The organism is Paracoccus aminophilus JCM 7686 (assembly GCF_000444995.1).
Taxonomy (GTDB): domain Bacteria; phylum Pseudomonadota; class Alphaproteobacteria; order Rhodobacterales; family Rhodobacteraceae; genus Paracoccus; species Paracoccus aminophilus.
Map to the genome: position 1 here is coordinate 3,484,981 of NC_022041.1, position 26,213 is coordinate 3,511,193.

Here is a 26,213-nt window from a genome sequence, read left to right on the forward strand (position 1 = left end):
AAAGGCCGGGCGGGGGGTTGTGCCCCTGCCCGGCTTGCGAAAGAGGCCCGATCTTAGCCGCGCAGGCTGGCGACCGGGGATTGCCGATAGGCGATGAAGGCGGGCAGCGCGGCAAGAACCGCCGCGACCCCCAGCAGCACCCCAAGCCCCGCGAAATCCGAGCTCGCAAGCTCGACCGGTAGCGTGAAGCCTTGCTCGGCCGAGATCGCCGCTGACAAGAGCCGCGCCGCAAGATAGCCGCCCGCCAGTCCCAGAAGCGTGCCGCAGGCGATCAGCGCGAAGAGCTCGGTCCAGACCAGAAGAAAGATCGCGCCGCGCGGCGCACCAAGCGCACGCAGCGCGCCGATCTGGCGGCGGCGCTGGCTGATATGGGTCAGCGTGACCAGCAAAAGCGCCGCGCCGACCAGCGCCTGCGCGCCCGCCGCGACCGCCACCAGCACCTGACGCGCATCGCCCAAGGTTCCGTAAAGGCTGGTCAGCACCTCGGCGGGAAAGACCGCCATGCTGCGCGGATCGGCGCGATAGTCCTGCCGCAGCCGATAGGCATCGGCGATGCTCGCGGGCTTGACCAGAATGGCGGGCACGCCGGGCATCTCAGCGCCTTGCAGGTTTTCCTCGAGCGGCGCGTCCGGGTCGAACCCCGCGGCCTCATGCTCGTGGTCGTGGTCGGGTGCCGCCGCATCGGCGTGGTCATGGTCGTGGTCATGCCCAGCCTCAAGGCCATGGACATGCCAGACCGCTTGGATCGGCACCAGAATGGCGCGGTCCCATGCGGTTCCGGTCGGCTTGAGCTTGCCGGTAACGCGATAGGCGACGCCGTCATGGCCGTGACCGCCCTGACGCAATTCGCCATGGGTGGGCGTGATCGTGTCCCCCACCGCCAGCGCGACCATGGCGCCGACCACGGCCTCGCCCTCGGCGGCAAAGGTGCGGCCCTCGGCAAAGCCCGGCGCGGTCTCCGTAATCAGCCGCGTCGTCGTGCCGATCACCGGCGCGCCGTCATGGAAATCGCCAAAGCCCACCGGCGCAGCCCAAGCCACGCGCGGATCGCCTTGCAGCTCGGCCAGAATCGCGCCCGAGACCAAAGGCAGCGCCGCCGGTTGCAGAAAGACCGTCGAGAGCACGAGCTGCGTCTCGCTCGCGGGCGCGCCGATCACCAGATCGAACTTATCCGCCGCCCGCGCCGAGCCCAGCCGCAGCGCGCGCTCTTGCAGGGTCACGCCGACGCCCAAGGCCACCGCGAGTGCGATCAACAACACCACGACCGCCGAACCGGCCTTGAGCCGCCCGAGATCGGCAAGGATGAAACGCAGCATCAGGCGGGCTCCGCGATCTGGTCTTGGCTGAGTTGGCCGCCCGCGAGGAACAAGCGGCGCGGCAGGCGCGCGATCAGCCCGGGGTCATGGGAGACGACGATCAGCGTCGCGCCGGTGTCTTCGGCCAGCCCGATCAGCAGCGCGCCGATCGCCGCGCCATTGACCGGATCGAGGCTCGCGGTCGGCTCGTCGGCAACGATCACGCCGGGCTGGCGCAGCAGGGCGCGGGCCACCGCCACGCGCTGCATCTCGCCGCGCGACATGGTTTCAACCTTCTGCTGCGGACGCTTGAGCCCGGTCGCGGCCAGCAAATCGCCCGCGCGCGCCACGGCGGCACGGTCCGCGACGCGGGCAAGGCGGGCGGGCAAGAGCACGTTTTCGAGCGCGGAAAGCCCGGGAAAGAGGTGGAAATCCTGCATGATCAGCCCGACATTCGCGCCGCGCCAGCGGTCACGCGCAGCCTCGGGCAAGGCGGCGAGATCGGTGCCGTTCCACAGAACCTGCCCCGCCGTCGGCCGCTCAAGCCCGGTCAGCACATTGACCAGCGTCGATTTGCCCGAGCCCGAAGGCCCGGCAATCGCGACACGTTCACCTGCGGCAATCGCAAGGTCCGGAAGCGACAAAGCGGGCGTGTCGAGACCGGGGAAGCGGACCTCGATCCCCGCCAGACGAAGCGACAGCATCCGGGCTCAGACCTTGGCGAACCGCGCCTCGCGCAGGCGCAGCTGGCTGACAAAGCCGGTGTCCGGATCGGTCCAGGAACCGCGCTCCAGCAGGCCGCGCGCCTCGATGCGCTGGTTCGGATCGGTGAAAGTCTGTTTGCGGTCGAGATAGACGACCAGAATATTGTCGGGCCAATCGGCATCGGTCGAGCAGAACGGGCAAAGCGCCATCGGGATCTCGGTCAGCACGAAGAATGTGGCCTCGGCCTTCAGCGGCGGCGCCATGAAGCCCTCGATGCCGACGCGCTGGCCGGTGAGCGTCTTGACCTTGTCCGAGAACTCGAGCCCGAGCGCGCTGAACGAGCCGTAAAGCTCGTTGAAGGACAGCTCTGGCGTGGCGGCATGGGCCGGAGACATCGGCGCAAGGGCGGAACCCGCAAAGCCGGCGCTCAGGCCAGCCAGACAAGAGCGGCGCGTGATGAGGCGGGACATGGCGATCCTCCTGAGACGACGGACCTGCCCGGAAGAGGCCGGGCAGATCCGAGTGTTGGGTTACTTCTGCACTTTGCCCAGAGCAAAGGCATCGGCCAGCACGCGGTAGACGTCCGACTGCTCCATATAGCCCTTGAAGGCTTCGGCGCCGGGGCCGGTCGCTTGCAGCACGATATCATCGACGGCATGAACGGCGGTGTCGTTTTCGCGCGGCAGGTTGCCGGTGCGCAGAACCGCGCCGGGAACATCCTTGTAAGCCTCGTTGGCGACGTAATTGCCATTCGCGTCCTGGATCGCCGGAACGAAGGGACCGTCAAGCTTCGGACCCCAGGTTTCATAGTAATCCGGGAAGTTCGACGAGAAGATCGCCAGCGGGCGCTTCACATCGACGCTGTCGGGATAGCCGTCGCCATTCGTGTCGGCGTAATCGGGGAAGCCCGCATCGTCATAGACGCCGACCTTCTCGCGCATGTCGGTGCCCGGCTTTTCGGTGTCGATCGTACCGATCAGCGACACGCCATGGGTGTGATCGCCCGTCACCACGACCAGCGTGTCGGGATGTTTCGCGGCGAAGTCGCGGGCAACGGCCACGGCGTGATCGAGCTCGATCGTCTCGACCACGGCGCGGTCCCAGTCCATCGGATGCGACATCTTGTCGATCGAGGCGCCTTCGACCATCAGGAAGAAGCCATCGGGGTTCTTCGAAAGCTGCGTCAGCGCGGCATTGGTCATGTCGACGAGACCGGGCTGATCGGGGAATTTCTCGACCGTGCCCTTTTTCAGCTGGTTGCGGTCGAGCCAGGTGTCCATGTTGCCGGTGTGGAACAGGCCCAGCATCTTGCCGGTGTTGGTGCCAGCCGCCGCGTCAAGCTCGGTCTTGGTCGTCGCCAGCGTATAGCCCGCATCCTTGAAGAGCTGGATGTAATCCTTGTCATCCTTACGCTTCGAGCCGGGCACGTCCGATTTCAGGAAATAGGCCGAGCCGCCGCCCAGAAGGACCTCGGGCTGGACATCGTAGAACATGCCGACGATCTCGGCCTTGTCGCCGCGCTTGCGGGTGTGCGAGACGACCGCCGCCGGGGTAGCATCCTCGACCTCGGCGGTCGAGACGACGCCGATGGATTTCTTGGTGGTGCGGCGCAGAGCCTCGCCGATGGTCTCGACGCGCGGATCGTCAAGGCTTGCGGGCGTGCGGTCGGCATAGACGCCAAGCGCGTTCACGCGGCTTTTGTGGCCGGTCATATAGGCCGACATCGTATTGGCCGAATCGGTGGCGATCGAATGGGTCGAGGAGGTGCCGATGAAGGCCATATGGTCGAGATCGTCCATCGCCAGACGACCGTTCGCCTTGCCCTCGGTCATGCCCTTGGACATGATCCGCGCCGCGGTGCGATGCGCGACCGACATGCCGTCGCCCAGAATGAAGATCACATTCTTGGCCTTGGCGATCTCGGCAGTGCCATAGACCTCCCAGGTCACGGATTTGGTCTCGTCCCCGGCTTTGACATCGACCTTATAGCTGCCCGGTGCAGCCAGAGCGAGGTCGCGCAGGATCAGGGCCGAGCCCAGAACCTTGTCATCCTTGCCTTTTTCCTCGGCGATATAATCGGCGGGCTTGCCGAAAACCTCGGCATAGGGCTTGCCGTTCACCAGAACCGAAATATCGCCCTCGCCGTGAACCGCATCCAGTTCGACCTTGAAGTCGAAGGGCGAGCTGGCAAGGATGGTCGCCCGGTCGAGCGGATAGATCTCGGCGGCGCCGGCGGTGCCGACAAGCATGGTGCTGGCCGCAAGAGCGGCGAAAATGGTGCGCATGGATGCCTCATTGGATGTCGAGCAGAGCACAGAGCCCTCTGCCGCCGCTTTATCCCGCCAAGATGACAGTTCGGCGCAATCCATGTGACAGTGAGGTGAAACGCCCCATTCCTTTGGGCAGGTCACTGGCGCGGGCAAAGACCCGCTGAGGGATCAGCGCGGCAGGGCTTAGCTTTGACGCTCGGGCTCGGGCGCTTCGTCCTCGCTGGCGGTGCCGATCAGATAGACCCCGCCCAAAATCAGCGCGCTGCCGATGATCTGCAACGCGCTCGCCGGTTCGAGAAACCAGAACCAGCTGCTCAGGACGATCAGCACATAGCTGACCGCGGTCAGCGGAAAGGCGCGGCCAAGATCGACCTCGGCCAAAACATGCATCCAGAGAAAGAAGCACGCAATCTCGACCACCGCGGCGGCCAGCATCCAAGGCTGCGCGGCGGCCTGCGCGACCCAAGCCCAGCCGGTGGCCTCGATCTGGACGGAATGCTCGGCGGCAAGCTTGACGAAGACCTGCGCCAGCGTGTTGAAGACCGGAATGCCGACCCAAAGCGAGAGCGTGGTTTTCATTCGCTTTTCTCCGCCGATTCCTCGATCGCGAACAGCGGCGAGACCCAGCGCAGCACCCGCTGGAGGATCGGATTGCGGTGGCGGAAGAACATGAAATTCGCGGTCAGCTGGCTGCCCAGCCGCAGCTTGTTGTCGTAATAGGCCTGCCCGCTTTGATAGCGCGCAATGCCATGCTCGAGACAATAGGCGATATTGTTGAACCAGCTGAGGTAGTAAAGATTGTAGGCGCGCCCCTCTTCGGCATCCATGCAGAAGAATTTGTCGATCAGCACATCCTCATTCGCGACAAAGAAATTCGCGGCCAAGAGGCGCCCCTCGACGCGGTAAAGCGTGCAGAAGCTGCGCCCCGGCATATCGCGGAGAATGGCGGTGAAATAATCCGCCGTCAGCGCCTCGAACTGCCAATCGCTGCGGTCGCGCGTGGCATTGTAGAGCGCCATGTAGCGGTCCAGAACCGGGGCGAGATCGGTGACATGCTCCACTGAAACCTGCGCGCGCGATTTCAGCTTGCGCCGCATATCCTTGCGGGTGCGCGCGGAGAGCTGGGCGAGATAATCGTCCTCGCTGTCGAAATCGATGTCGAGCCAGGCCGTCGCCAGACCGGGCAACGCGGCATAGCCCGCCGCGTCGATCACCGGGCGTAGGGCGGGCAGCTCGGTTTCGGGCATGTCCTTGAGCCCGCGCAGCGCGCAGCCCTCGGCCTTGGCCATCGCCTCGAACGCCGCGATCAGTTGGGCCATCAGCGTGGGGCGGCGGGCCTCATCCAGCAGCGGGTGAAAGCCCGGCCGCCCGGTCTCGGTGCAGGGCGAGCCGAGGCAGGCGAGCTTGAGGACCAGAAACCGCCGCCAGCTTTTGCGAATACGGGCGACGATGCCGCGCAGGCGCGGATTGTCCACCGTGGTTTCCAGCGCATAATCGGTCAGGAAAGCGGGCATGGCGGCAATGATCCGCCCGCCCTCCTGCGCGGTCAGATAGCGCCAGCCAAAGCCCTCGATCCCGGCGCGCTCGGTCGCCAGAAGATAGGCATGGCCTTCGGGATTGCCGGGAAAACAGGCGTCCCAATCGGGCGCGGCGATCTCGGCAATCGAGCGGTGGATGCGGATCTCGACCGCCCGCGTCTGGGGCATGTGGCTGGAGCGGGCGGCGGTTGCGTCAAACATCATGGGTCTCGAATGCCGGGGTGGCGGCCACGCCCGAGCGGGAATGGGCCTCGATAAAGCGGGCGGTCAGATCGGCGACATGGCGGTGTTGGCGATCGACATGGATCATGTGATAGCTGTCCTCGATCCAATGCAGCGCGTGCGGGCCGCCGATGTGGCGGTCGATATATTCGGCCTGCCGCGGGTTGCTCAGATCGTCTTCGCGAGCGTGCAGGATCAGCGTCGGCGTGGTGATCTGCGGCAGCTCGCGCCGGACGAGCTTGCCCAGCCGATACATCTCGACCACGCCCGAGCCGGGGAAATCATCGAGCACGCCATCCGCCGACATGCCCGCCATCAAACGGCGCAGCCTTTCGTCCTTGATCCCCATCGCCGGGGTTTCGGAAAAGCTCAGACGCTGGAGAAACGGCACATGCGCGAGCCAACCGATATGGCGCGAGAGCAGCGGATAATAGAAAGGCACCGCCCAGCCGTCATAGCTGAAACAGGGCGAATAAAGCGCGACTGAGCGCAGCGTGCCGGGATTGCGATGCGCCGCCAGAAGCGCCAGCTTGCCGCCAACACAGATCCCGGCGGCATGGGTCTCATCAACCTCGGCGCGCAGCTTTTCAGCTGCGGCTTCGACGCTGTCCTGCCAATCCTGCCAGCGATATTTGCGAAACTCGGCCTCATCCGCGCCATGCCCGGCCAGCAAAGGCGCAAGCACGCTATAGCCGCGCTTGTTCAACAGCCGCGCGACCAGACGCATCTCGGCCGGGGCGCCGGTCATGCCATGAACCAGCAGTACCCCCCGGCCATTGGTGCCGGGCATGAAGAAGGAATGAGGATCGTCAAGCGTCACGCGCGGGTCACCTGTCTTGGCCATGTAAAAGCCCCCCTAAAGCCCGGTCAGGCCGACGCAGATCACGCCCGCCGTAATCAAAGCGACGCCCGCCGCATGGCGCGGGGTGACGCGCTCGGCAAAGAACCAAGCACCGGCAAAGACCATCGCGACATAGCTCAAAGCCATCAGCGGGAAGGCGATCGAGAGAGGCACGCGCTCGAGAACCAGCATCCAGCCGAAGAGCTCGACCGCCCAGAAAACGATGCCAAGCCAGGTCATCGGCATCAGGATCGCGCGCAACATATCGGGCGCGCGCGAGGCGGAATATTTGAAACAGACCTCGCGCCCGACTTCGGTCAGGATGCAGAAGGCGATCAGCGCCAGCATCGGCAAGGTCAGATCGCCGCTCATGCCATGATCTCCGAGAAAAGGGTCAGCAGCGTGAGATTCACGCTTTCGTTCAAGGCGCGCGCGGCTTCCGGGGCCTCGCGTCTGCGGGGCTGGTCAATCAGGATCTCGGCCCGCTTGGAGAGACGGCGAAACAGCCCGCCCGCATAATCGGGCCGCGCATAATCGCCGGTCACATCCGCGCCGATGATGCGATGGCGCGCGCCAAGCGCCCGCAAAAAGCCCGTCAGCTCGTCAAGGCTCATCTGGCCCTGATCCCAATTCGTCACGGCGTCCGCCGGGCGCAGGACATCCTTGTCGAGCGTGATGTAAATCGCCTCGGTCTCGATCCTGTCGAGCAGGCGGGGCAGAAACGCCTCTGCCCCCTCATCCGCGATATTGCGCCAATAGAGATGCTTGCCCTGCTGCTCATAGCCCGCGCCCGCGCCGTAGCTTTTGCGCACCCGGCTGGGGGCATGGGCATAGGGGAAAAGTTCGAGCCGGCCCTCGCGCAGCGGCGCAAGGTTCGCGCCCTTCCATTCGGGCCGGGTGAGATCGTCGCTGCACACACCAAGCGTCACGACCTTCGCCAGCTTCGGATGCGTAAGCGCGCGGTTCACCCACGACCCGCAATGCATCCCATTGGTGAAATGCACCCAATCGGGGTGGTTGTCGAAATGCAAAAGCGTGACCGGGCCGGGCTCGTGATCGAGCGCGAGCTCCAGCAAAAGCGCCGCGACATGGTGGAAGTCACCCGAGCCATAAAAGGTCAGCGGTGGGCGCTCGCCTTCCCAGCGAAAGCCCGCCGCGAGCCGCGCCTTCAGCGCCTGCAGCTCGCCCGGGCGGCCCCAAAGGCGCAAGAGCCTGCCCAGCTCTTGCGCCTCGACGGTCTCGGCGCCCGCAGCTTGCGCGCGGGCGAGAAAGTGCGGCTGCCCTGTCAGAGCGTCGTCAAGGTGAAGCAGTTGCAGCCGCATGGTGTCATCGTTTCGCCGCGCGGGTGAACAGCTGATCCAGCAGGTTCAGCGCGAGGTCGATTTCTGCGTGCGAAATCAGCAGGTTCGGCGCCAGCGTAATGACGTTCTTGTGGTAGCCGCCGACATCGAGAACAAGGCCGTATTTCTTGCCGTTGACGACCAGATCGCCCTTCATGCCCTCGTCGCACATCCAGTCGAGCGTCGCTTTGTCGGGCGTGTAGCTGTCCTCCTTGCAGACCTCGGCCCGCAGCGCGAGACCAAGCCCATCGACCTCGCCGATGATTTTGTGGCGCTTTTGCAGCTCGCGCAGGCCGTCGAGGAAATAGGCGCCCTTTTCCATGATCGCCGCGCCGAAATCTTCCTCTTCCAGCATTTTGACGGCTTCGAGCGCGACCGCCGTGCCCATCGGGTTGCTGGCGAAGGTCGAATGGGTCGAGCCCGGCGGGAAGATCTCGGGGTTGATCATGTCTTCGCGCGCCCAGATCCCCGACAGCGGGTTGAGCCCGTTGGTGATCGCCTTGCCGAAGACCAGCACGTCCGGGTTGACGCCGAAATGCTCGATCGACCACATCTTGCCGGTGCGGTAGACGCCCATCTGGATCTCGTCGACGACCAGCAGGATGCCGTGTTGGTCGAGCACTTTCTTCAGCTCGGTGAAGAAGTTCATCGGCGGGATGACATAGCCGCCGGTGCCTTGGATCGGCTCGACATAGAAAGCCGCATATTCGGATTTTCCGGCTTTCGGATCCCAGACGCCGTTATATTCGCTTTCGAACAGGCGGGCGAATTTCTGGACGCAGTAATGGCCGTATTCTTCCTTGTCCATGCCTTTGGGGCCACGGAAATGATACGGGAATTCAATGAATTGCGCGCGATCCGAGAAATGGCCGAAGCGGCGGCGGTAGCGATAGGACGAGGTGATCGCCGAGGCGCCAAGCGTGCGGCCGTGATAGCCGCCCTCGAAGGCGAACATCAGGCTTTTGCCGCCGGTGAAGTTGCGCACGAGCTTGAGCGAATCCTCGACCGCCTGCGCGCCGCCGACGTTGAAATGGACGCGGCCCTTGGTGCCGAATTTGCGCTCGGCATCTTGCGCCAGACGGGTCGCCAGCTCGACCTTCTCGCGGTGGAGATATTGCGAGGCGACTTGCGGCAGCGTGTCGAGCTGACGGTGTGCGGCAGCGTTCAGGCGGGGGTTGCGATAGCCGAAATTGACCGCCGAATACCACATCTGCAGATCGAGGAACGGCGTTTCAGCCGCGTCGAACATGAACGAGCCCTCACAGCCCGCGAAGAAGGGCGGGATCGTCGCGTAATGGACGGTATCGCCATAGGAGCAATAAAGCGCCTCCAACCGGCGCAGATCGTCCTCGGTCGCGGTCTCGAAGTTGATCGGGGCCGGTGACGAATCCAGTGTTGGAGCCTTGGTCATCTCGTTCATCTGATGTCTTTCGTGTTCGGGGTCCGCACAGCGCGGAGCAATCCCCAGAGTTCAGCCGCACGGACGGGCGCGGCAGGAGAGGTGGCGCCGCCGGTCAGGCGGCTTCGGTGTCGGGTTGAAGCGGCTGCGCCAGTCCGGGCAAAGCGGTGCGCAAATGGGCCGTGATTTCGGCAAAGCGGTCATAGCGGATGAAGGCCGTGCCAGCGTCTGCGCAGAAATCGGCAAGCTTTCCCTTGGCATAGACCAATTCCGGCTTGTCCGAGACGCAGAAATCCGACCGCCCGTCGCCCACGAAAATGCGCAGACCGCGCGGCGCGATGACCGCGCATTTGCAGACGCCAGAGGCCGCCGTGCAATCCTTGCGCGCATGGGGCGAGACCAGCTCGAACCGGGTGGTCCCGCCCTGCTCGTGGATGCTCAGGCGGTTGGCGATGACCGGGAATTTGTCGAGCCCATGCCGCGCGAGGATGCGGCGGATGAAGTAATCGACCCCATCGCTGACGATGGTCAGCGGCAGACCCTTGGCGTGACAGAAAGCCGCGAAATCGGCAAAGCCCGGATCAATCGCGATCCCGTCAAGCACCGCGTCAAGTTCCGCCCGCGAGGCCCGGATCAGCGCGACCTGGCGGCGCATACATTCGCCGGAATCGATCGCGCCCTCTAGCCACAGCGTCTCGACCTCTTCCCAAGCCGGATCGGCAAGGCGGCTCAGGACGTGGTCGGTCCCGTCCACGACGGAAATCGTCCCGTCGAAATCGCAATATACCTGCATTGACCTGCCTTTTATCTCGTTGCCCGCTCTCTATCGGGTCAGGCTGAGATGAAGGTGAGGCGGAACTGAGGCGAAACTGAATTGACGGGGATGTTACCGGATGTGCGCGCGCGGCAGCAGCACATCGGCCCGCAACCCCTGCCCCGAGGTCGGCGTATGCAGCGAAATCCGCGCGGAAATCCGCAAGGCGATATCGGCGACGATCGAAAGCCCCAGCCCCGCGCCCTCTTGCTTGGGCGCCCCGACGCGGTGGAAGCGCTGAAAGACGACATGGCGATCCTTGGGCGCGATACCGGGGCCGGAATCGGTGATCGCGAGGCACCAACGGCTTTCGCCCGCCTCGGTGATCTCGACCGCGATCCGGCCGTCGTCCGGGGTATATTTCACCGCATTCTCGACCAGATTTTCGATCAGCAGCCGCAGCAGCGGCTCGTCGGCGCGCACCATGGCGGTGTCGGGACCGTCCAGCGTCACCTCTTGGCGCTTCTGGCTGATGCGCGGCCCCAGATCGGCCAGCACCGAAGCGGTCAGATCATGGAGCGCGACCTCGCGCATTTCGACCGGCTGGTGGAGAATGCGACCGGCGCGCAACAGCTGCTCGATCAGGCGCAGCGCCTTGTCATTGCTGCGCACCAGATTGGCGATGATCTCGTCGCGCTCTTCCTCGGTTTCGGCCTGTTGCAGCATCTGAAGCAGCAGCTTCAGCCCGGCATGGGGCGTGCGCAACTGATGCGCGGCATTGTCGGCAAAGCGACGTTCCGCCGTCAGCGAGCGCGCCAGCTTGCCCAGAAGCTGGTTCACCGAGCGGCCAAGCGGCACCAGATCGCGCGGCAGAGCATCGGTGCGCACCAGCGACAGATCATCGGGCGAGCGGCTGCGGATCTGCTCGACCAGCCCGCGGATCGGCTTGAGCCCGCCATGCAGCCCCAGCCAGATCGAGGCCCCGATCAGCGGCACCAGCACCCCAAGCGGCAGCACCAGATTGAGCAGGATATTCGCGACCAGAGTTTCGCGCAAAGCGACCTTTTCGCCGACCTCGACCGTGATGCCACGCGGCGGCACCGGCAATGTATAGACCCGCCAGAGCTCGCCATCGTATAGCACATCGCTCAAGCCCGGGGCCGAGATCGGCTGATCGGTCTCGAAAGCCGTGCTGGAATAAATCGCCAGCCGCTCGCCCTTCCAGATGCGGAACATATGGGCATCGGCGTAATCATCGACGTCGTCATTCAGCGCAAGCTGGTTGCTCATGGCGAAATCGAGATCGCGGAAGGCGACCGGCCGGTTGAACTCGGGATGATCCAGACGCTTCTGCAACAGGTTCCACAGCACATTGGCGTCGTTGATCAGCTGCGCGTCATAGACGTGGTCGATCTCGCGCTTGGCGCTGGAAAAGGCAAAGCCCGCGATCACGACAAGCGTCAGCAGGATGGTCGGAACCACCCGCGCCGAGAGCTGCGTGGTCAATCGGCGGCGGCTCAGGGCCAAGAGGGCACCTCGGCGCGGCGCGCGCGGGTCATGGCGCGACCCTCCTCATTGCGCGATCATATAGCCGACGCCGCGCATCGAGGTGATGAACTCGGCCCCGAGCTTCTTGCGCAGGTTATAGACAATGACCTCGGTCGTGTTGCTTTCCGCCCCGCCTTCGGCGCTGTAGAGCGCATATTCGATATCGCGCTTGGTGACATATTTGCCCTCGCGTTCGGCCAGAAGCTTCAGCACCTGAAACTCCTTGGCGGTCATCGGGATCTGCCCCGAGGGGCCGCGCACCACCATCGCCGCCGGGTCGATCTCGATGCCACGGCATTTGATGACGCTATCGACCCGGCCATTGCGACGCCGCGACAAGGCGCGCAGTCGCGCCAGCAGCTCGTCAAGATCGAAGGGCTTCACGAGGTAATCATCCGCCCCGAGATCGAGCCCCTCGACCCGTTGCTGGGGCGCGTCGCGCGCGGTCAGGATCAGGATCGGCACGGCATTGCCGCGCGCACGCTGCGCCCGCAGGATCTCGAGCCCGCTGACGCCGGGCAGGTTTACGTCAAGCACGACGATGTCATAGGTCAGCGTCGCCAGCGCAGCGAGCGCGGCCTCGCCGTCCTGCATCCAGTCGACGCCGTAAGCGTGTTTCTCAAGGGCTCTGGCCAGCGAAAGACCGAGAATATGGTCATCTTCGACCAAGAGCAGGCGCATCTTCCAACCTCTGACATTCCAGCGGACTTTGCCGGGTCTGCCCCGGTTTTTCAACCTCTGCCCGGCGGGGGCCGGATCACGGCTTGTTGTCGCGCGCCTGCCGCCGTCACGGGCAAACCGCTGACTTGATTTCCACACGCAGAGCGGGAAACATGGCGCATTATCCTTTTTGCGGTATCCCTTTGTCCAAAGCCGATTTCCTGACATCGGAGCCTGCTGCGGCGGGCACGGCTCGGAAGACGCCGCAGCGGTCGCAAGCGGCCTTGATGGGCTTTCTTCTCGGCATTGATACGCTTGGCGAGGCCGTCGCGCTGGCCTCGCTGTGCTTTGCCGGTGCGCTGATCGGCGGGCTGACGCTTGGTGCGACGCTGATCCTGCTGTCATGCAGCCTCGCCGCGCTAATCGCGGCACGTTACAGCGGCTTTCCCAATGCGATCTCGACCGCGCAGGATGCCGGGATCGCGCCCTTGGCCTTGGCAATGGCCGCAGCCGCCGCTGCGACGACGGGCGAGACCGCGGCCCAGATCGCCGCCGCGCTGGCGGTGCTTGGGCTCTCGACGCTTGGCACCGGCGCGGCACTTTGGGCGCTCGGCCGCTTCCGGCTCGGGCGCTTCGCCCGGATGCTGCCCTATCCGGTGGCGAGCGGCTTTCTCGCGGCCTGTGGCTTTTTGCTGGTCACCTCGGCTTTCGAGATGGTCTGGGACGGTCGCCTCGATCTGCCCCTGCTCGCCGTGCTTCTTCCGGCGCTGATACTGGCCCTCGTGCTGCTGGTCGTGGTCGAGCGTCTCGCCAACGCTTTCGCCTTCATCCTGACGCTCATGGTCGCGATTGCCGCCTATTGGACCCTGCATCGCGCGCTGGGGCTTGACCTTGATCGCGCGGGCGAGCTGGGCCTGATCCCGCATCTTTCCGCGTCGTCAGAGACCGACCCTCCCGGTCTGGCCGATTTTCTGGCGCTCGATCCCGGGGTCCTGTGGGTCGCGCTGCCGGGCGTGATCACCGTTGTGCTGATCAATGTGATTTCGGCCATCCTGAATGTCGCCGGGGTCGAGCTCGACACCCAGCGCGACACCGATCTCGACCGCGAGCTGCGCATGAACGGGCTCACCAATCTCGCGGTCGGAAGCTTCGGCGGCATGGTCAGCTATGTCGACAGCGCCACCACCGCCATGGTCGAGAAAATGGGCCTGCACAGCCGGTTCGTCGGTCTTGGCTATGCGGTGGCGACACTGCTGGGCAGCCTCTTCGTGGCGCAGCTCGTGCCGCTGATCCCGAGCTTCGTCAGCCTCGGGATGCTCTTCTTCATCGGCCTTGGGCTGATGCGGGATTGGGTCTGGGCGCTGCGCCGCCAGATCGCCTTTCGCGAATGGCTGGTCATTCTGGGCATCGTCATCATGGCGGCGCTCTTTGGTCTGCTGACCGCCATCGTCGTCGGGCTTGGCCTGTCGCTGGCGGGCTTTGCGCTGGAATATGCGCGCAGCCCGGTCATTCGCGCGCGGTGGAGCGCGCGGACGCGGCGCTCCTCCTATGACCGCGCGCCGGCGCTCGACGCGCTTTTGGCCCAATCGGGCGATGCGGTGCAGGGGCTCAGCCTTCAGGGCTATCTCTTCTTCGGCTCGATCGACGCGCTCAGCCTTGAGGCGCGCAATCTCGACTGGCCCGAGGGCATGCCGCGCCAGCTGATCCTCGATTTCACCAGCGTGACCGGGATCGACGGCGCCGCCTGCGCCGCGCTCGACAAGCTCTTCCGCGAGCTGAGCGCGGCGGGCACGCAATGCACGGTCACCGCGCTTCACCCCGAGGTCCGGCATCGGCTGCTCGTCTGGAATCCGGATTTCGCCTGCGCCGCGCAATTGCAGCTCGCGACCTCGGTCGATGCCGCACTCGAAGCGGCCGAGACGCGGCTCCTACAGGCGCGCGCGGCGCAGGCGTCCGATGAGACCCTGCCGCTCGCTGAGATGACCCAGCATTTCGCGCCGCGCGCACTGGCCAAGGGCGAGGTGCTGATCCAGCCGGGCAGCGCGGGCAGCGATATCTATCTGCTGAAGGACGGGCGTCTCGGTGTCTATCTTGAAACCCAGCAGGGCCTGTCGCGGATGCGCAGTCTCGGCCCCGGCGCGCTGGTCGGAGAGCTGGCCGTTTATACCGGCGCACCACGTTCGGCCTTGGTCCGCGCCGATGAGGACAGCACCGTGCTGGTCCTGACCGCCGCGCGCATTGCCGAGTTGGAAACCGAGGCCCCGGCCACCGCGATCCTCTTGCACCGCGGTCTTGCCAAGGCGATCGCCGACAAGCTCTTGCGCAGCAATGCCCTGATCCGCAGCCTTTGACCCGCGCGAACGGTCTTCCTCTGGCCGCAGATCGGTCGTCCGGTCCAGTTTGGGTGGGGGAGTAAACGAAGGATGGATAAAAGCTCTTAGACCAGAATTCGGGGTATGAGGATGCGCAGGCGCAATCCGAACGCGATGGCTGATCAAGCTTTATGCGCCCGAAAACGAAGTCCGCATTCTAGTGGCTCGCGCCCTGTCCGAAGAGGGATTTTGGCGGCGGGTTTGGCGTCAGCGAATATAGGGAGACGAGCAAACCATATAGATCTGCGACGGAGCCCGGCATTGAAGTAATTGTCGCTGTCGCCGATTTGCAATCAAGCAGAGCCTCGCTCGCCTCCTGATCGCCTCGCTCTTTCGCGATGCGATCGGAAACCATCCCATCCGGTGAGCTTGCTTCCAGCTATGCGATAAAGGTTGGGATCAAGACCAGGCAATGGTTCCTGAGGCTTTTCGAGGCGGGGCATGTCTCGGCCCGCTGGGTTCCGCATCCGATCACCGGTGCAGACATTCTTTATCTCACCGATGAGGACATTGCGGCCTTCCATCGCCGCTTCATGACGCCGGTGACGATGCAGGCCGAGATCGGGGTGAGTTGGCGAGCCTGCGTGGCCAGGTTGAACGCTGCGAAGATCTCGCCGTTCTCGCCTGACGTGCAGGACTTCAGTGCGCTCTATGAACGCCAGCAGGTTGAAGCGGTCTTGCGCTCGGATCATCCGTGACGAATCGAAGCCAATTCTGCCTCGCAGAGAGCCCGCGCGCATCTCAAATCAGAAAACCAACTTTTGTCGAAAGTCGGTGTTTCGATGTCGGACGACACAAATCTGAAGATCTGGTGGAGCCGAGGGGAATCGAACCCCTGGCCTCATCATTGCGAACGATGCGCTCTACCAACTGAGCTACGGCCCCACTGCTGGGTTGTGTCGCGCAATGGTTTTGAGATGTCAAGGGGCGGTAAAACTAGCTCGATGCTTTTCGCGCAAGCTCGACCAAAGCGGCGGCCGGACGGGCACCGGCCTCTCGGACGCGCTCTCGGCCATTTTGAAAGACCGCGAGCGTCGGGATGCTGCGGATGCCCCATTTCGCACCCGCTGCCGGGTTGGCCTCGGTGTCGAGCTTGACCAGACGCGCCGCCGTGCCAAGCGTGCGCGCGGCTTTCTCGAACTCAGGGGCCATCTGACGGCAGGGACCGCACCACGGCGCCCAGAAGTCGACGACCAGAGGCACCTCGTCGGTTTTCGCCGCTTTGGCAAGGATCTGGCCGTCAATCGCACGCGGCTTGGCCGAAAAGAGCGCCGCCCCGCAGGTGCCGCATTTCGGATTTTCACCGAAACGTTCGGACGGGACGCGGTTCACCTGCCCACAATCGAGACAGGTGATTTTCTTACCGGACATGCGCGCTCTCCTTGCAGAAGGCGATGCTCGCCTCTGCCTCTTCTAACTTGCAACGCGCCGACATTGGAAGCTGTCGCCGGACTGGTTCGAGGTCCATGTCATCTGGCCCGGTGCCGTGACCTGCACCGCAATCCGGTCCCCGCCTTCAAGCGCGATATCCGTGGTCGTGCCCTTGACGGTATAGGAATGGACCCGCAGCGCCTTGGCGCCCTTCGACGGAGTGTATTTGTCGGGCGCGAAATGCATCACCGTCACGCCACAATCCCAGCTCCCCAAGAACGGCATATTCTCGGGCGGCGGGGCGACGGCGGTCTGCGGCACCACAACGGGGATGGCCTCAGAGCTACAAGCCGCGAGTGCGGCCAGAGCCATCATCGGAAGAAATCGACGTCCAGCACTCATGATAGACCTCATCAGTTTCTCTGCGACCAACCGCCAAGACGCGTGCAAAGTTCCCCAGAGGCCCGGGTTCGACAGGCCGCGCCGCCCGCAAAAGAGACGGCGCGGCCCCTGTTTACTCGGCCGCTTCGGCGTAGCTCTCCAGCGGCGGACAGGTGCAGATCAGGTTGCGATCGCCATAGGCATTGTCGACGCGCCCGACCGGAGGCCAGTATTTGTCGACCCGGAACGCGCCCGGCGGGAAGCAGCCCTGTTCGCGCGAATAGGCCCGGTCCCAATCGGCGACCAGATCCTCGACCGTATGGGGCGCATGGCGCAGAGGGCTGTCCTCGGCGCTGATGCGACCCTCGGCGACATCGGTGATCTCGGCGCGGATCGCCAGCAGCGCGGTGATGAAGCGGTCGATCTCGGCCTTGGTTTCCGACTCGGTCGGCTCGACCATCAGCGTGCCCGCAACCGGCCAGCTCATCGTCGGCGCGTGGAAGCCGTTGTCGACAAGGCGCTTGGCGATATCGTCCACGGTCACGCCATGCTCAGCGAAGGGCCGGGTATCGAGAATGCATTCATGCGCCACCCGCCCGCGATTGCCCATGAAGAGGATCGGGTAAGCGGCCTGCAACCGGCTTGCGATATAGTTCGCATTGAGGATCGCGACCCGCGTCGCCTGCGTCAGCCCGGCCCCGCCCATCATCTGGATATAGGCCCAAGAGATCAGCAGGATCGAGGCCGAGCCCCAATTGGCCGCGCTCACCGCACCCTCGTCGCCTGTCTGCGGATCCGAGGGCAGATGCGGCGCCAGATGCGCCTTGACCCCGATCGGCCCCATGCCCGGACCGCCGCCGCCATGGGGAATGGCGAAGGTCTTGTGCATGTTGAGATGGCTCACATCGCCCCCGACATCGCCCGGCCGCACCAGACCGACCAGAGCGTTCATATTGGCGCCGTCGATATAGACCTGCCCGCCGTGGCGATGGGTGATCTCGCAGACCTCGCGCACGGTGTCCTCAAAGACGCCATGGGTCGAGGGATAGGTGATCATCACCGCCGCGAGCTTGTCGCCCGCTTTCGCGGCCTTCTCGGCGAAATCCTCAAGGTCGATATCGCCGTTCGGCGCTGATTTGACGACGACGACCTTCATCCCCGCCATCTGCGCCGAGGCCGGGTTGGTGCCATGCGCCGAGACCGGGATCAGGCAGATGTCGCGCGCTTCGCCATTGGCCTTGTGATAGGCGGCAATCGTCAAAAGCCCGGCATATTCCCCCTGCGCGCCCGAGTTCGGTTGCAGCGAGAACGCATCATATCCGGTGATCTGGCACAGCTTCTCCGACAGATCGGCAAAGACCTCGTGATAGCCCGCCGCCTGATCTTCGGGGGCGAACGGATGCAACCCGCCGAACTCGGGCCAGGTGATCGGCATCATCTCGGCCGCCGCATTCAGCTTCATCGTGCAGGACCCCAGCGGGATCATCGCACGGTCAAGCGCCAGATCGCGGTCCGAGAGGCGGCGCATGTAGCGCATCATCTCGGATTCGGCACGGTTCATGTGGAAGATCGGATGCGTCAGATAGGCGCTCTCGCGCAAAAGCGCCTCGGGGATCGCCGGAGCCTCTGCCTGCGCGGCTGGCGCGGAAATCCCGAACGCATCCAGAACCCGCGCGATCACGCCGGCATCGGTGGTCTCATCGACCGAAATGCCGACCCGGTCACGCCCGACCCGACGCAGGTTGATGCCGCGATGACGCGCGGCGGCCATGATGCCCTGCTGGCCGACACCGACGCGCACGGTGATCGTGTCGAAAAACGCCTCGGGCGCAACCTCGGCCCCGGCCGCGCGCAAAGCATTGGCCAAGGTCACCGCATTCAGATGCACGCGCTGCGCAATCGCGCGCAGCCCCTCGGGCCCATGGAAGACCGCATAAAACGACGCCATCACCGCCAAAAGCGCCTGCGCCGTGCAGACATTCGAGGTCGCTTTCTCGCGGCGGATATGCTGCTCGCGGGTTTGCAGCGACAGGCGGTAAGCCTTGTTGCCCTTGGCATCGATCGAAACGCCGACGATCCGCCCCGGCATCGCCCGCTTCAGATCATCGCGGCACGCCATGAAGGCGGCATGCGGCCCGCCATAGCCCATCGGCACGCCAAAGCGCTGCGACGAGCCGACCGCAATATCGGCCCCCATCGCGGCGGGCTCCTTGATCAGGCAAAGCGCCAGCAGATCGGTCGCAACAATGGCCACGGCTCCTGCAGCATGCAGCGCGGCAATCTCGGCGGTGAAATCGCGCAGATGGCCATGGGTGCCGGGATATTGGAAGATCGCGCCAAACACCCGCGCCGGATCAAGCTCTTCGACCGCACCGACCACAACCTCGATGCCCAAAGGCGCCGCGCGGGTCTCGATCACCGAGATCGTCTGGGGATGGAGCCCGCGATCCACGAAAAACGCCTTGGCCTTCGACTTGGCGCTGCGCTCGGCCATGGTCATCGCCTCCGCCGCCGCGGTCGCCTCATCGAGCAAGGAGGCATTCGCGACAGGCAGGCCGGTCAGATCCGACACCATGGTCTGATAATTCAGCAAAGCCTCCAGTCGACCCTGCGCGATCTCGGGCTGATAGGGCGTATAGGCCGTATACCAGGCCGGGTTTTCCAGAATATTGCGCTGGATCGCGGGCGGCGTCACCGTGCCGAAATAGCCCTGCCCGATCAGGCTGGTCATCACGCGGTTGCGCCCGGCAATTGCGCGCATCCGCGCCAAAAGCGCAGATTCCGACAGCGCCGGCCAATCCAGCGCCTCCTGGCGGATCGAGGCCGGAACCGTCTGGCTGATCAGCGCCTCAAGATCGGTCGCGCCGACCGCCGTCAGCATCTCGGCCATTTCAGCCGGAGAAGGTCCGATATGACGCCGATTGGCGAAATCATCGGGGTTATATGTGCTCGGCGTCCATTTTGTCATGGTCAGGCCCTGAATCCTCGGTGCATCAGATAGGTCGGAAGCGAAGGCGCAGCACCGCGCCTTCGCCGCTGTCACAGAGATGATAAAGCCTGCGCTTTCTTCATCACCCAAATACCCAAATCCGGCCTCAGCCGATCAACGCGGAGTAAGCCGCTTCATCCATGAAGCCTTCAACCGCAGCGGCATCGCTCGGCTTGATCTTGAAGAACCAGGCGGCCAGAGCATCGGCATTCACATCGCCCGGCGCATCGGCCAGAGCCGTGTTCACCGCCGTGATCACACCCGCCACCGGCGCGGTGATATCCGAGGCTGCCTTGACCGATTCGATCACGACGATCTCTTCGCCCGCCTCGACCTCGCGCCCGACCTCGGGCAGCTCGATGAAGACGACATCGCCCAATTGCTCGCTGGCATGGGCGGTAATGCCGACGACAAGCTCATCGCCATCCGCGCGCAGCCATTCGTGGTCTTCGGTATATTTCAGCATGGGTCGCTCCTCAGCGCTTATATGCAGGGGTATGGAAAGGAAGGGGCGTGATCGCGACGGGCAGACGCCGCCCGCGCAGCTCGGCCCAAAGCGGGGTGTCGGGGCTCAGCCCTGCTGGCAGATCGGCCATGGCGATCGGCGCACCGACCGAGGGTCCGAACCCACCCGAGCGCACACGGCCAATCGCCGTGCCGCCGGTTTCTTCGGCAAAGATCTCGACGCCCTCGCGGATCGGCGCGCGGCCCTCGGGGCGCAGACCGTAGCGGGCGCGGGTCGCGCCTGCCGCAAGCTCGGCCAGCACCCGCTCGGCACCGGGAAAGCCGCCCGCGCGCGCACCGCCCAAGCGGCGGATCTTCGGGATCGACCAGCCCAGCGAGGCCTGCGCGGGCGAGGTCATCTCGTCCATCTCATGGCCATAAAGCGGCATCCCCGCCTCCAGCCGCAGGCTGTCGCGCGCGCCAAGCCCGATCGGGGCCACGGCTTCATTAGCCAGAAGCGCCTCGGCCAGAGCAACCGCCCGCGCCTGCGGGACCGAGATCTCGAACCCGTCCTCGCCGGTATAGCCCGAGCGCGAGATCCACAGATCGACGCCCTGCCAGTCGAAATCGCGCGAATCCATGAAGGTCATCTCGGCCACGCCCGGGATCAGCCGGGCCAGCACCGCCGCAGCCTCGGGGCCCTGCAGGGCCAGCAAGGCGCGGTCCTGCGGCTCGACGGAAATGCCCTTGCCCTCAAGCTGGCGCAGATGGGCCAGATCGGCCTCGGCATTGGCGGCATTGACCACGAGATAAAGATGATCGCCCTTATTCGCGATCATCAGATCATCCAGCACGCCGCCATTTTCAGCGGTGAAAAGCCCATAGCGCTGGCGGCCCGGCTTCAGCCCGGCCAGATCGGCGGGGATCAGGCTTTCCAGCGCCACAGCGACCTCGGGGCCGCGCAGGATCACCTGGCCCATATGGCTGACATCGAACAGCCCAGCCTTGGCGCGGGTGTGCAGATGCTCGTTCAGCACGCCCATCGGATATTGGACCGGCATGTCCCATCCCGCGAAGGGAACCATCTTCGCCCCTCGGGCGAGATGCAAATCATAAAGTGTCGTGCGCCGGTTCTCGGCCATGGCATCCCCCTTGTGCATGGACGTGAGTGTCCGATGCGTGCAGCTTGTCGCTGCGGTTGATGCCCCCTCTGTCCTTTGCGCCTGAGATCGTTATCCCTTCGGCGGACGCTTGCGCGCCTCTCTCCAGAGTCTTTATGGAAGGCGGTCTTTTTGCCTGAGAGTTTACCGGGGCGGTTGCTCCTTCGGCCCTGACTTGCGCCAGCGTCTCCCGTCTTCCACCAAAAGTCGTAGCCGCGCGCCATCAAACTGGCAAGAGGGATTCGCGCCGCCTCATCGACACGGCGATCGCCCTTGCGTTCGACCCTCGCCCACGCGCCAGCAACGGGGCTTGCGCGGCCCGGCAGCAAAGAGGATAAATGTCTGATAGATCAGCGGAGATCACCAGAATGCGGTATCAGTTCGCCCCCTTCCTCCTGACCTTCGGACTGGCCTGTTGTGCTGCGGCAGAAGAGGCTCCGGTCACGGGCGGCGGCAGCGGCGCTTCAAGCGGTGAGGTCATCCGGATTTTTCAGGGCGGCGGCTTCAGCGGCTCGACAGAAAAGCGGCTTACGCCCGATGATCGGCTTGTGATCACAAAGATCCGCCCGCATAAATCCCAAAGCGTCGCCACGCTGCATCTGCGCCCGGGTGCCTATGATGCCGCGCTGCGCTATCTGCGAGCGCATCCGATTGCCAAGGAAAAGCTGGCCTCGACCTCGATCTGTCTGGATTACGGCTCGGACGAGATCAGCGGCGGCGGGATGTTTTACAAAGCGGTCTGCCCCAAGGATGAGATGACCGCGCTCAGCGATGCGCTGGAGCAGATCATCTCGGATCACCAATAGCCCGGAACGGGGAGCAGGATGCGCGGTTTCGACTTCAGCTCATGGCAAAGCATCCTTTCCACCGTGATCGGGTTGGCGCTGTTCACGCTGATCGGCATCGGCATCCGGCTGTTGATGATGGTCGTGATCCAGCAGCGGCGCGAGCGGCTCAATCGCCAGATTAACGAAAGGCTCAAGACGCTGATCGCCGCCTACAAGACGCTTGGCGGGTCCTTTACCGGCAGTCTCGAGGTCGATCCGACCCATTTGCGCGATCTGCGACAGCGCGCGCTCGAGGTTGAGGCTGAACACGACGAGACCGAAAGCGAAGGGGCCGGAACTGGCTCTGATCGGGCCAGACGTATCCGCGATGCGGTCGAGGCGGCTTTGTCTGATATCATCCTGCTCGGCACCGAAGAGCAGGTCCGTCTGGCCGAGCGCGCCGCCCGCGAGCTTGTCGCCGGTCGCCCGGTCCAGACCCATGAGCTGGTGGTGTCCTTGCGCAACTTCATTCGCGCCGCGCTGGATCTAGAGCCGGTGCCAGCCGATCTCGACATCCCGCGTCAGGGCCCGACCCGACCCGGCTCTGGCGCTTCGGGCAAGGGAAAAGGCGAGGGCGACAAAGGCGGTCGGGGTGGCGCGGGAGGTGGCGGCGCCGGTGGTATGGGCGGCGGCATGGGTGGCGGAGGAATGGGGATGGGGCTTGGCCTTGGGTCAGGCCGCCATCCCGATGATGCCACGGGCTAAAACCCGCGAACTGAGGCCAGCGAACTGTGGCCAGCACGCGGACCTCAACACGCGGACCCCAGCAGATGGGCCTCAGCGAACGGGCGTCAACACGCCCGCCTCCTCAGATCGAGATATTCGACGACCCGCCGTCGAGCAGGATGTTCTGGCCAACCATGAATTTCGCATATTGGCTGCACATGAAAGCGCAGGTCGCACCGAAATCTTCGGCCGTGCCATAGCTGCGGGTTGGGATCGTCAGCTCGCGGCGCTTGCGGATCTCGTCCACCGAAATCCCCTCGGCTTTCGAGGCGCCGCCATCAAGGTTGGTCGCGCGATCCGTGGCATGGATGCCGGGCAGCAGGTTGTTCACGATGACGCCGTCCTTGGCGACCGCGCGCGACATGCCGGCGACAAAGCCGGTCAGGCCCAGACGCGCGGTGTTCGACAGGCCCAGAACGTCGATGGGCGAGCGCACCGATTGCGAGGTGATGTTCACGACCCGACCCCAACCGCGCTCCATCATGCCCGGCACCAAAGCCTGCATCAGCGCGATTGCCGAGAGCATATTGCCATCCAGCGCGCGGATGAAGTCGTCACGGCTCCAGTCCTGCCAATTGCCGGGGGGCGGGCCGCCCGCATTGGTGACCAGAATATCGGCCTGACCCAAAGCGGCCAGCACGCGGGCGCGCCCCTCTTCGGTGGTGATATCGGCCGCGACCGGCGTGCATTCGACACCGTATTTCGCCGCGATCTCAGAGGCGGTGTGCACCAAAGCCTCTTCGCCACGGGCGTTGATCACCAGATCGACCCCTGCCGCCGCCAAAGCCTCGGCACAACCGCGCCCGAGCCCTTTCGACGCCGCACAGACCAAACCGCGCTTGCTCTTGATGCCCAGATCCATCTTCATTTCTCCTCATGCTGCGCGGCGATAGCAACCCAAGCCCGGCGGAATTGTCCAGCCCCGCCCAAGCACAAGCGCGTCAGAACCGCGCCGCACTCAGAAGCACATGACCTCCGCCTCGGCCTGCGCGCGGCGGAACTCGGCGACGATATCGGTCATCATCCCGCCCTGTTTGAACATGCCCGAGCGCTCGCCGGTGGTCTGGCGCATCCGCATCACGGTCTCTGCCGAGACATATTTGTCATAGGGCAGGGTCTCGGCAATCTGGTCGATGACGCAAGAGCAGCGGTCGAGCATCTCGCGGGTCTGGCCATTGGTCGCCATGCAGACGAAGACGAAATCGGCGCGCGCATTCGTCGGATAGTCATTGACCGCCTGCGCGGCCCCGACCTGCGGCATCAGCCCCAGAACCAGCGCGAACGCCGGTCCGGCGACAAGACTGCGCGCGCTCATGGCTGCACCATGGCAATGCGGAAGGTCGGCTTGTCGCCGCCGGTCGAGGCGACCATGCTTTTGATCGGCGCTTTCGGATCGGCCAGCGTGAAGACCAGTTCGAGCTGCGCGAATTCGCCCATCCGATCCTTGTTCTTGTCCTCGCGGAAGGGCTGGAACACCGCGAGCGTCTGCCCGCCCTCCTTGCGCAACTCGCCGCCCCGGAACAGGGCATCCTTCATCCGGTTGCGGATATAATAGGGGCTGCCTCCGGTGATCGCGGCCATATCGCGCGCGACGTTCTCAAGGAAAAACACCACCGTCGGATCGCCGCCATCGACCGGGAACGGCCCGAGCTTGCGGTCGATCGGCCCACCCTTTTCCAGAATTTGCAGCATCGGCTTTCCGTCGGCGGGATCAACGGCGCGCACAAGCTCGATCGTGCCGTTCTCGATCGGGCGGAAGCTTTCAGAGGCGGGGCCTTCGACGGTCAGCCGCCAGACCAGCGGACCCTGATCAAGCGTCCAAGGCGCGCGATCGGCAAAGACCTGATCGCCCGCCTCATTGGCGCTTGCGGCGAAAGCCAGCCCCTGCCCAAGCATCAGCGCCACAACAACGGTCGCGGGACGTAACAGATTCATCTTATTTCCTCCCCCATGCCCATCAGCCTGCAGCCCGGGCGGTCCTGACAAAAGCGCGCAGGGCGCGCCTTCATGCTTTTGTCTTAGGCCGCCGCGCCCGGGTGTCAGGACAGGATGCGCTGAAACAGCATCTGCATCTCTTCGCGACGGATCGGCTTTTCCACCAGAGGCACCGCGATCTCAGCGCAGGCGCGCGCGATTTCAGGAGCGCGCTGCGCGGTGATCATCACCGCAGGCACCGACACGCCCACCGCCGCGCGCAAGGCGCGGATCGCGGCCAGCCCGTTGTCGTCATTGTCGAGATTGTAATCGGCGAGAATCAGATCCGGGGGCTCTTCCCCCATCGTCGCCAGGGCCTCGGCAGTGCCGCCTGCGATCCGGGGCACCATGCCCAGCTGATCGCGCAGAACCAGCTCATAGGCGCGGCGCATGTTCGGATCGTTTTCGACCACAAGCACCACCCGCCCGCGCAGCGCGACCGGGGTCTTGTTCACCACCTCGACATGACCGTCCTCGTCGGGCTCGACCAGAGGCAGGCTGACGCGGAAGACCGTGCCGTGACCCGGCTCGCTTTCGACCGCGATCGGATGGCCCAGCTTGGCACAGGCGCGGCGCACGATCGAGAGGCCAAGCCCCATGCCAGGCGCGACGCCCTCGCGCCCAACCCGCTGGAACTCATCGAAAATCCGGTTGCGATCCCCGACGGGAATGCCGATGCCGGTGTCATGCACCTCCAGCCAGACCCGGTCGCCGCGTCGGCGTGCGCCGACCAGAACCTTGCCGGTTTCGGTGTATTTGATCGCATTCGACACGAGATTCTGGGCAATCCGGCGCAAAAAGATCGGATCGCTGTCCACCACGGCCGAGGTCGGCACGAAGCCAAGCGCCAGCTCCTTGGCCTCGGCGACCGGCGCATATTCAATCGCCAGCCTGCGGAACAACTCGCCCAGATTGACCGGCTTGCGGTGGAACTCGATCCTCTGGCTGTCGAGCCGCGAGATATCGAGCACGGCATGCATCAGCTCTTCGACCGATTCAAAGGCCCCGGCGAGCCTTTCCGTGATTTCTTGCTGGAACGGGTCGAGCGAGGTGTCGCGCAGCGCGGTCAGAAACAGCCGCGCCGCCGACAAAGGCTGAAGAAGATCATGGCTCGCCGCGCGCAAAAAGCGGGTCTTCGAGCGATTCGCCTCTTCGGCGGCAGCGCGGGCAATTGCCAGCTCTCGGTTGCGCTCGGACAGATCGGCCATGGCGCGTTCAAGATCGCGGGTGCGGGCGTCGATCTCTTGCTCCAGAGCGACGGCCGCCTGAAACATCGACCACGCCGAGCCGCGCATCTCTTCCATCCGGTCGATGCGCTCGATCAGCACATCCGAGATGCGCGCGAGCTTTTCGACCTGACGGTCGGGGCTGTCACTGTCGCGAACAAAACTCATAGT

The 26,213-nt window shown here is 64.5% G+C and carries 26 protein-coding genes, 1 tRNA gene and 2 riboswitches; of the genes, 4 read left to right on the plus strand and 23 right to left on the minus strand.

Annotated elements, in window-relative coordinates; translation table 11 throughout:
- Positions 1-53: 53 nt before the first annotated feature.
- The 13 genes from JCM7686_RS16980 to JCM7686_RS17040 form a co-directional block, all read right to left on the minus strand.
- Positions 54-1,316, minus strand: coding sequence for an ABC transporter permease (locus tag JCM7686_RS16980; RefSeq protein ID WP_020952029.1), 1,263 nt, complete (start codon positions 1,314-1,316; stop codon positions 54-56).
- Positions 1,316-1,999: an ABC transporter ATP-binding protein gene (locus JCM7686_RS16985; protein ID WP_020952030.1), complete on the minus strand. Its 684-nt coding sequence runs from the start codon at positions 1,997-1,999 to the stop codon at positions 1,316-1,318. Before JCM7686_RS16985 ends, JCM7686_RS16980 begins: the two co-directional genes overlap by 1 nt.
- A gap of 6 nt (positions 2,000-2,005) precedes the next feature.
- The gene (locus JCM7686_RS16990) at positions 2,006-2,470 is read right to left on the minus strand and encodes a hypothetical protein (protein WP_020952031.1); all 465 of its coding nucleotides are present in this window, start codon (positions 2,468-2,470) and stop codon (positions 2,006-2,008) included.
- 60 nt (positions 2,471-2,530) lie between these two features.
- Complete coding sequence (locus JCM7686_RS16995; protein ID WP_020952032.1) at positions 2,531-4,285, minus strand: alkaline phosphatase; 1,755 nt, start codon at positions 4,283-4,285, stop codon at positions 2,531-2,533.
- A 168-nt stretch (positions 4,286-4,453) separates the two neighbouring features.
- The gene (locus tag JCM7686_RS17000; RefSeq protein ID WP_020952033.1) at positions 4,454-4,849 is read right to left on the minus strand and encodes a DMT family transporter; all 396 of its coding nucleotides are present in this window, start codon (positions 4,847-4,849) and stop codon (positions 4,454-4,456) included.
- Positions 4,846-6,009: a peptidogalycan biosysnthesis protein gene (locus JCM7686_RS17005; protein WP_201769411.1), complete on the minus strand. Its 1,164-nt coding sequence runs from the start codon at positions 6,007-6,009 to the stop codon at positions 4,846-4,848. Before JCM7686_RS17005 ends, JCM7686_RS17000 begins: the two co-directional genes overlap by 4 nt.
- Positions 6,002-6,874 (minus strand): alpha/beta hydrolase, encoded by an 873-nt coding sequence (locus JCM7686_RS17010; protein WP_020952035.1) that lies wholly within the window; start codon positions 6,872-6,874, stop codon positions 6,002-6,004. The genes JCM7686_RS17005 and JCM7686_RS17010 overlap by 8 nt, the downstream gene beginning before the upstream one ends.
- A 12-nt stretch (positions 6,875-6,886) precedes the next feature.
- Positions 6,887-7,243 (minus strand): DMT family transporter, encoded by a 357-nt coding sequence (locus JCM7686_RS17015; RefSeq protein WP_020952036.1) that lies wholly within the window; start codon positions 7,241-7,243, stop codon positions 6,887-6,889.
- Positions 7,240-8,193 carry an arginase family protein gene (locus JCM7686_RS17020; protein WP_020952037.1) on the minus strand — a complete coding sequence of 318 codons (954 nt, stop codon included), beginning with the start codon at positions 8,191-8,193 and terminating at the stop codon, positions 7,240-7,242. The genes JCM7686_RS17015 and JCM7686_RS17020 overlap by 4 nt, the downstream gene beginning before the upstream one ends.
- Positions 8,194-8,197: 4 nt before the next feature.
- Positions 8,198-9,631: an aspartate aminotransferase family protein gene (locus JCM7686_RS17025; protein ID WP_020952038.1), complete on the minus strand. Its 1,434-nt coding sequence runs from the start codon at positions 9,629-9,631 to the stop codon at positions 8,198-8,200.
- Between the two features lie 94 nt (positions 9,632-9,725).
- Positions 9,726-10,403, minus strand: coding sequence for an MtnX-like HAD-IB family phosphatase (locus JCM7686_RS17030; RefSeq protein WP_020952039.1), 678 nt, complete (start codon positions 10,401-10,403; stop codon positions 9,726-9,728).
- A gap of 93 nt (positions 10,404-10,496) precedes the next feature.
- On the minus strand, positions 10,497-11,891 hold the full coding sequence (locus JCM7686_RS17035; RefSeq protein ID WP_020952040.1) for a sensor histidine kinase: 1,395 nt from the start codon (positions 11,889-11,891) through the stop codon (positions 10,497-10,499).
- Positions 11,892-11,936: 45 nt separating this feature from the next.
- Positions 11,937-12,593, minus strand: a complete 657-nt coding sequence (locus JCM7686_RS17040) for a response regulator (protein WP_020952041.1) — start codon at positions 12,591-12,593, stop codon at positions 11,937-11,939.
- Positions 12,594-12,859: 266 nt separating this feature from the next.
- Between JCM7686_RS17040 and JCM7686_RS17045 the strand changes: the two genes are divergently transcribed.
- Both JCM7686_RS17045 and JCM7686_RS17050 read left to right on the plus strand, forming a co-directional pair.
- Positions 12,860-14,923: a cyclic nucleotide-binding domain-containing protein gene (locus tag JCM7686_RS17045; protein ID WP_158442375.1), complete on the plus strand. Its 2,064-nt coding sequence runs from the start codon at positions 12,860-12,862 to the stop codon at positions 14,921-14,923.
- A 359-nt stretch (positions 14,924-15,282) separates the two neighbouring features.
- Positions 15,283-15,642, plus strand: coding sequence for a hypothetical protein (locus tag JCM7686_RS17050; protein ID WP_020952043.1), 360 nt, complete (start codon positions 15,283-15,285; stop codon positions 15,640-15,642).
- Between the two features lie 111 nt (positions 15,643-15,753).
- Here the strand turns inward: JCM7686_RS17050 and JCM7686_RS17055 are convergent.
- The 6 genes from JCM7686_RS17055 to gcvT all read right to left on the minus strand — a co-directional run bounded on the left by JCM7686_RS17055 (position 15,754) and on the right by gcvT (position 21,271).
- Positions 15,754-15,829: transfer RNA gene (locus JCM7686_RS17055), tRNA-Ala, on the minus strand.
- Between the two features lie 51 nt (positions 15,830-15,880).
- Positions 15,881-16,315, minus strand: coding sequence for a thioredoxin TrxC (gene trxC / locus JCM7686_RS17060; RefSeq protein ID WP_020952044.1), 435 nt, complete (start codon positions 16,313-16,315; stop codon positions 15,881-15,883).
- Between the two features lie 42 nt (positions 16,316-16,357).
- Complete coding sequence (locus tag JCM7686_RS17065; RefSeq protein ID WP_020952045.1) at positions 16,358-16,717, minus strand: hypothetical protein; 360 nt, start codon at positions 16,715-16,717, stop codon at positions 16,358-16,360.
- 112 nt (positions 16,718-16,829) lie between these two features.
- The gene (gene gcvP, locus JCM7686_RS17070) at positions 16,830-19,664 is read right to left on the minus strand and encodes an aminomethyl-transferring glycine dehydrogenase (protein WP_020952046.1); all 2,835 of its coding nucleotides are present in this window, start codon (positions 19,662-19,664) and stop codon (positions 16,830-16,832) included.
- Positions 19,665-19,791: 127 nt separating this feature from the next.
- Positions 19,792-20,151, minus strand: a complete 360-nt coding sequence (gcvH, locus tag JCM7686_RS17075) for a glycine cleavage system protein GcvH (RefSeq protein ID WP_020952047.1) — start codon at positions 20,149-20,151, stop codon at positions 19,792-19,794.
- 10 nt (positions 20,152-20,161) lie between these two features.
- Positions 20,162-21,271 carry a glycine cleavage system aminomethyltransferase GcvT gene (gene gcvT / locus JCM7686_RS17080; RefSeq protein WP_020952048.1) on the minus strand — a complete coding sequence of 370 codons (1,110 nt, stop codon included), beginning with the start codon at positions 21,269-21,271 and terminating at the stop codon, positions 20,162-20,164.
- A 66-nt stretch (positions 21,272-21,337) separates the two neighbouring features.
- Positions 21,338-21,400: riboswitch (glycine riboswitch) on the minus strand.
- A gap of 3 nt (positions 21,401-21,403) precedes the next feature.
- Positions 21,404-21,492, minus strand: a riboswitch (glycine riboswitch).
- A gap of 135 nt (positions 21,493-21,627) precedes the next feature.
- Between gcvT and JCM7686_RS17085 the strand changes: the two genes are divergently transcribed.
- The gene (locus JCM7686_RS17085) at positions 21,628-22,095 is read left to right on the plus strand and encodes a hypothetical protein (RefSeq protein ID WP_148292639.1); all 468 of its coding nucleotides are present in this window, start codon (positions 21,628-21,630) and stop codon (positions 22,093-22,095) included.
- Positions 22,096-22,113: 18 nt separating this feature from the next.
- The gene (locus JCM7686_RS17090) at positions 22,114-22,821 is read left to right on the plus strand and encodes a hypothetical protein (RefSeq protein WP_020952050.1); all 708 of its coding nucleotides are present in this window, start codon (positions 22,114-22,116) and stop codon (positions 22,819-22,821) included.
- 103 nt (positions 22,822-22,924) lie between these two features.
- Here the strand turns inward: JCM7686_RS17090 and JCM7686_RS17095 are convergent, their stop codons facing one another.
- The 4 genes from JCM7686_RS17095 to JCM7686_RS17110 all read right to left on the minus strand — a co-directional run bounded on the left by JCM7686_RS17095 (position 22,925) and on the right by JCM7686_RS17110 (position 26,210).
- Positions 22,925-23,704 (minus strand): SDR family oxidoreductase, encoded by a 780-nt coding sequence (locus JCM7686_RS17095; RefSeq protein WP_020952051.1) that lies wholly within the window; start codon positions 23,702-23,704, stop codon positions 22,925-22,927.
- A gap of 96 nt (positions 23,705-23,800) precedes the next feature.
- Positions 23,801-24,103 (minus strand): hypothetical protein, encoded by a 303-nt coding sequence (locus tag JCM7686_RS17100; protein WP_201769444.1) that lies wholly within the window; start codon positions 24,101-24,103, stop codon positions 23,801-23,803.
- A gap of 50 nt (positions 24,104-24,153) precedes the next feature.
- Positions 24,154-24,777 (minus strand): hypothetical protein, encoded by a 624-nt coding sequence (locus JCM7686_RS17105; RefSeq protein ID WP_020952053.1) that lies wholly within the window; start codon positions 24,775-24,777, stop codon positions 24,154-24,156.
- Between the two features lie 104 nt (positions 24,778-24,881).
- Positions 24,882-26,210 (minus strand): ATP-binding response regulator, encoded by a 1,329-nt coding sequence (locus JCM7686_RS17110; RefSeq protein ID WP_020952054.1) that lies wholly within the window; start codon positions 26,208-26,210, stop codon positions 24,882-24,884.
- Positions 26,211-26,213 lie beyond the last annotated feature (3 nt).